This window comes from Binatus sp. (SeqCode), assembly GCF_036522015.1.
GTDB lineage: Bacteria > Desulfobacterota > Binatia > Binatales > Binataceae > Binatus.
In genome coordinates, this window is sequence record NZ_DATDGQ010000362.1 from 1 (window position 1) to 5,773 (window position 5,773).

General features: G+C 60.8%; 6 protein-coding genes. 2 read left to right on the forward strand and 4 right to left on the reverse strand.

Going from position 1 to position 5,773, the window contains the following annotated elements; genetic code table 11:
- Positions 1–1,262 (reverse strand): APC family permease (locus VIW95_RS15345; RefSeq protein ID WP_331588094.1); only part of this gene is annotated, 1,262 nt, incomplete at its 3' end.
- A gap of 265 nt (positions 1,263–1,527) precedes the next feature.
- Positions 1,528–1,785: a hypothetical protein gene (locus tag VIW95_RS15350; RefSeq protein ID WP_331588096.1), complete on the reverse strand. Its 258-nt coding sequence runs from the start codon at positions 1,783–1,785 to the stop codon at positions 1,528–1,530.
- 171 nt (positions 1,786–1,956) lie between these two features.
- On the opposite strand from VIW95_RS15350, the gene VIW95_RS15355 reads away from it, so the two are divergent.
- Together VIW95_RS15355 and VIW95_RS15360 are read left to right on the forward strand one after the other, a co-directional pair.
- On the forward strand, positions 1,957–2,193 hold the full coding sequence (locus VIW95_RS15355; protein ID WP_331588098.1) for a hypothetical protein: 237 nt from the start codon (positions 1,957–1,959) through the stop codon (positions 2,191–2,193).
- 45 nt (positions 2,194–2,238) lie between these two features.
- Positions 2,239–2,736, forward strand: coding sequence for a RidA family protein (locus tag VIW95_RS15360; RefSeq protein WP_331588101.1), 498 nt, complete (start codon positions 2,239–2,241; stop codon positions 2,734–2,736).
- Positions 2,737–2,816: 80 nt separating this feature from the next.
- Here VIW95_RS15360 and VIW95_RS15365 read toward each other — a convergent pair whose 3' ends face one another.
- Both VIW95_RS15365 and VIW95_RS15370 read right to left on the reverse strand, forming a co-directional pair.
- On the reverse strand, positions 2,817–4,313 hold the full coding sequence (locus VIW95_RS15365) for an NADH-quinone oxidoreductase subunit N (protein WP_331588103.1): 1,497 nt from the start codon (positions 4,311–4,313) through the stop codon (positions 2,817–2,819).
- A partial coding sequence (locus tag VIW95_RS15370) for an NADH-quinone oxidoreductase subunit M (RefSeq protein ID WP_331588105.1) occupies positions 4,310–5,773 on the reverse strand: 1,464 nt, incomplete at its 5' end. The genes VIW95_RS15370 and VIW95_RS15365, both read right to left, overlap by 4 nt.

A 5,773-nucleotide genomic window follows, 5' to 3' on the forward strand; every position in this document is an offset into this window, starting at 1 on the left:
GGCGCGTCGGGAAGCCGGCGACGCAGCACGAAGACGGCCGAGACCGTCAACACGTAAAACATCAATTGTGCGAAGATCACGTAGTCGAGCAGGTCGGAGTAAGTTCCCGACAAGGTCAGGGCCGCGGCCCAGATTCCCTGCATCATGAGCGCGACGGCGGGCACGCTCGCGCGATTGAGACGTCCGGCGGCGGCGAAGAAGACTCGGTCCTGCGACATCGCGTAGATGACCCGCGCGCCGGTGAGTATCAGTCCGTTGGCGCATCCGAAGGTGGAGATCATCACCAGGATTGCGGTCATCTTTGCGCCCGCGCCGCCCCATACCACTTGCATCGCGGCGGCTGCGACCCGGTCGCTGGACGCGTGCGCGATTCCGCGTCCCACCACCGTCGCGGCGTCCGCAGTTCCCGTCGCCGGCAACTCGCAGAGGTAGGCGAGGTTGCTAAGGATATAGAGCGCGATCACCAGGCCGGTCCCAAACGCGAGCGCCAGTGGAAGATCGCGCTTGGGATTGCGAACCTCGGCCGCAACGAAGGTGGCGCTTGCCCATGCGTCGGCCGAGAACAGGGCACCGACCATCGCAGCGCCGAATATGCCGGCTCCCGCAATCGACATCGAAGGCGTGCCGAAGAACGCCGTCGAGCTGCCGAAGTTTGCGTGCAGCGCGACCGGATTCGGCAGCAGCACGCATCCGACCGCGACGATCAAACATAGCGAAAGAATTTTGGCGGTGGTGAAAGAGTTCTGCAGCCACTTGCCCATGTTGAGGCCGCGCAGATTCGCCGCTGTCAGCAGAGCGATCACCGCGATCGCGCCCGCGCGCTCACCCGACAGTCCCGCGCCACCCGCGCCGAACCAGAGATTCGAGCCGAGCACCGGCCACATCACACCCGCGAACCGCGCGAAGGCAACCGCGACCGCTGCGATCGTTCCGGTCTGGATGACGAGCAGGAGCGTCCAGCCGAACATGAATGCCCACATTCCGCCGTAAGCCTCGCGCAGATAGACGTACTGTCCGCCCGCCGCCGGCATCATCGCGGCAAGTTCGCCGTACGCGAGAGCACCCGCAACGGTCATCACGCCGGCGATCAGCCAGATCATCAACAGCGCGAATGGAGTGCCGACCTGGCGCGTGATGTCGGCGGAGACGATGAAGATGCCGGAGCCGATCATCGAGCCGGCCACCAGCGTCACGGAGTCGAACAGTGAGAGACCCGGCTTCAGGTGGTTGGAAGAAGCCGCCGGTTTGGGAACGCTCGCCATTGCGAACGCATCGTAGCAGCACCTGCAGGCCCCTGCATCCGATTCGCACGAACGCTGCGAACAAAATCACCAATCTCAGAGGGAAACTGAAGAGGCGCAATAGCTGGATTTATCGAAATCGTTGCAGGACAGGCAGGAACGCTAACCCGCTTGCTCCGAATGTGCGGATTCGGCGGACTCTTCCGCGAGGAGCGACGGTCGGCGAGTCTCCCGCGCGCCGACGGCTCTACCGGCGCGCGGGAACCCGCTCAGGAAACGAACTGAATTACGGCGCGGCCGGGCTGGCTGCCGGACTTGCGGCGTCGCTGGCCACGGCGCTGGATGCCGCGGCGCCGGCGTCGCTGGCCATAGCCGCAGGCGCGGCCGCGGACGCCGCGGCGTCTGGAGCTGGAGCCGTCTCTTCGGATTTGCTGCAGGCCGTCGCGAAGAACATCGTAACCAGTGCTAGAAGCAGGACCTTGCGCATCGCTTTCTCCTTGGTTGCTCGGTGCTCAATTGAGCGCGGAAACTTGAAACGGGGCAAGAATACGATAGGTGCAGCGTAACTTCAAGCGCGAGTTTTGCCGGGTTCTAAGAGTCGGTCGGCAATCGCGCCCCACTGCCCCGCGCAAGAAATTTTTTGACTATTTCGTAGGCATCTGTATCATTCGATCATTAGTTGGCCCGCAGGGGCGGATGTGGTGGAGGTAGTAGGGTGGAAGAGCGGCGCGTTATTCTCGCGAGCCTTGGGCTCGCAAGTCGTCACAATTCTCTAGTCGTCGAGCATGAACTCGATATGGTGCGAAGCTCGGAGCGCCCGGCGGCGGGCATGCCGACGCTTACCCGGATTCGCAACTGGCTGATGCCGTCGGGACGGCTGGTCGGGCCGCCGATGCGCTCGGTGGCGCGGGAACTCGAAGAAGCTTTCCCGAGCCGCGACATCCCGGTATAGACCGGCGCGCGCGTTCCGGCTTCGCTCGCGGAGAGGGAGACTACGATGAGCGCGATCTCGCGAATCTCGACTAACACGCCGTGGGAGCCGATCGTCGGCTATTCGCGACTGGTACGCGCCGACGACCTTGTCGCGGTCTCGGGCACCACGGCCACCGACGAGCGCGGGATGATCGTCGGCGCGGGACAGATGTACGTGCAGGCGCGCCAGGCGCTGGTCAATATTCGCACTGCGCTCGAGCGTGCGGGTCTCGCGATGCATCACGTCATTCGCACGCGGATGTTCGTCACCGACATGGCGCGTTTTGCGGAAGTGGCCCGCGCGCATAAGGAATTCTTCGCCGACTCGCCGCCCGCATCGACCATCGTCGAAGTGCGCCGGCTCGCGCACCCCGACATGCTGATCGAGATCGAAGCCGACGCATACGCCGGCACCGCGAGTAGCCAAACGGCCACTGCGAAACCGAAAGCATCAAGCAAGCCAAAGCCGGCGTCGAAATCCGCAAAAAAGCCCGCGTCGAAGAAGCCCGCGCGCGGCAAGTAGCATCACTCTGGTTCCCCTCTCCAGAAGGGAGAGGGGTTAGGGGAGAGGTCCAGAAGGGAGACGGGCGAAGGGTGCCAGGGTTACGGCTCGAACGCAGCAGTATGGATCCCTTCGGCGCCGCTGGCTGAATGAAATGCGTTCGCGGCCGATGCCATATACGGCTGCGGATAAACTCCAATCAATATTGTGGCCAATGCGGCCAGTCCGATTGCCGCGACCAGCGCAGGACGACTACTCAGTCGCTCGACTTCGAGGCCGCCCTCCTGCATATACATCGCGACTAATACATAAAAGTAGTAATAGGCAGAGATTACACTATTGAGTACTGCAATTATTACCAGTCCGACGTATCCCTGCTGCAGCGCTTCGCTGAAAATATAGAACTTGCCGACAAAGCCGGCCAGCGGCGGAACTCCGGCCAGCGACAGCAGGAAGATCGCCATCGCGCCGGCAAGTAACGGCTGACGTGCCGCAAGGCCGCGAAAGTCGCCGATCTGATTACCCGTTTCGCCGCGCCGTTCGAGCGCGATTACGACTGCGAACGCGCCGAGATTCGTGAATGCGTATCCGAGCAGGTAGTAAAGAATCGCCGGACCTGACCGCACTCCCGCCGCCATCCCCAGCAACAGATATCCGGCGTGCGCGATCGCCGAGTATGCAAGCATCCGTTTGATATTGGTCTGAACCACGGCGATTACGTTTCCGCCGGTCATCGTCAGCGCCGCGACCACCCATAGCACCGTCTGCCAGCGCGCGCCGACGGTTGAAAAATCGACCAGGAAAACACGGACGAACGCGGAAAATGCGGCGAGTTTCACGCCCACCGCCATGAACGCAGTCACCGGCGTCGGCGCGCCTTCGTAAACGTCGGGCGTCCACATGTGAAACGGCACCGCGGCGACCTTGAAGCCGAACCCGATCACCATCAGGCCAATTCCGAGCAGCAGCAGCGGGTTCGAGCTCAACGCACCGGAAGCAAGTGCGTCGTGAATCGGGCCGAGCTTGATAGTGCCGGTCGCGCCGTACACCAGGGCGATCCCGTAGAGCAAAAAGCCGGTCGAGAACGCGCCCAGCAAAAAATATTTTATTGCGGCCTCGTTGGATTTAGCGTTGCGGCGCATCATGCCCGCGAGCACGTAAACCGTGATCGACATCGTCTCAAGACCGAGAAAAATGACAACCAGATCGCCCGCCGTCGCCATCAGCATCATGCCGAGCACGGAGAACAGTAACAGCGAATAGTATTCGGCGCCCGGGATGTGATTCTCGGCGGCGTAGTCGAGCGACATCATCACCGTGAACATCGCCGCGATCAAAATCACCAGTTGAAAAAATGCCGAAAAGCTATCGATCGAGATCGCACCCGCAAAGGCGATACCGTACTGCCCGACGATTCCCAGCGTGAACACGAACGCTACGCCGAGCGATGCCAACGTCAACAGGCCCAGCCCTTCGCTCTCGCTGTCGTCGATACGTACTCCCGCCAGCAGCACTACGATCGCAGCCACCGCCACGATCACCATCGGCAGAATCGGCAGCCAGACGAAGTTAATCGCGGCGAGATTGAAGGGACTCATCGCGCCGCCGCCGCGATCACGGGATCGCGAGTTACTATTGGCAGAGTAGCTATTCGATTCGGCTGTCGCTCGCGCTCGAGATGAGCCTGGCCGAAATTTGCTCTCGCCAGCATTGCGGTCACCGACGGTTCGATCCGGCTAATCAGCGGACGCGGGAAAAGTCCCATGAACAACATCAGCGCGATCACCGGCACCATCACGGCAATTTCGCGACTGGTTAGATCACTGATCGTTTCGTTCACCGCCTTGACGATCGGTCCGAACATCACGCGCTCATAAGTCCAGAGCATGTAGAGCGCCTCGAGGATGACGCCGACGACTGCGATAACAACGGCGAGCCTGATTCGAATGAACGCGCCGACCATGATCAGAAACTCTCCGACGAAGCCGTTAAGTCCGGGCAGGCCAATCGACGAAAGCATCACGACCATGAAGATCGCGGCGTACACCGGAACGCGCTTCCACAGCCCGCCGAACTCGGAAATCTCGCGCGTGTGCCGCCTCATGTAGAGCATCCCGACCAGCAGAAATAATCCGCCGGTCGAGACGCCGTGATTGAGCATCTGGTAAATCGCGCCGTCTATCCCCTCGGGGTTGAGCGCGAAAATCCCCAGCATCACGAAACCCAGGTGACTAACCGACGAATAGGCAATCAGCCGCTTGAGATCCGGCTGCATCATCGCGACCAGCGCTCCGTAGATGATCCCGATAACGGCTAGCGCCATGAACAACGGAATCGCCTCGACCGCGACGGTCGGGAACAGTGGAATCGCGAAACGCAGAAACCCGTAGGTGCCCATCTTCAGCATCACGCCGGCCAGAATGACCGAACCCGCCGTGGGCGCGTTGGTGTGAGCGTCGGGCAGCCAGGTATGCACCGGCCACATCGGAACCTTGATCGCGAAAGCCAGCGCGAATGCCGCGAACAGCCAACGTGCCTGCGTCGCCGTGAGCGGCACCTGGTACAGAAGGGGCAAATCGAAGCTGACTCGGTTGAAATGCAGGTGCGCCTCGTACACCAGGTACAGTATCGCGACCAGCATAAGAAACGATCCGAGCATCGTGAACAATACGAACTTGATCGCGGCGTAAATCTTGCGGCCATGTCCCCAGATACCGATCAGGAAGTACATCGGGATCAGCATCACTTCCCAGAACACGTAGAACAGGAACAGATCGACCGCGAGCAGCGTGCCCAGCAGTCCAGTCTCGAGCACCAGCATAAAGAAGCAGAATTCGCGGGGACGTTCTTCGATATCGCCGCCTCCGGAATAGAGCAATGACAGAGTAATCAGGATAGTAGTCAGAAGAACCAGGAACAGACTAATTCCGTCAATACCAATATGGTATGTAATGCCGAACGCAGGAATCCAGTCGTATTGCTCAACGAACTGGTAGTCCGCCATCTGCGGATTGAATTGCCACAGCACGTAGAAACTCAGCGCGAGCGGAAGCAGCGA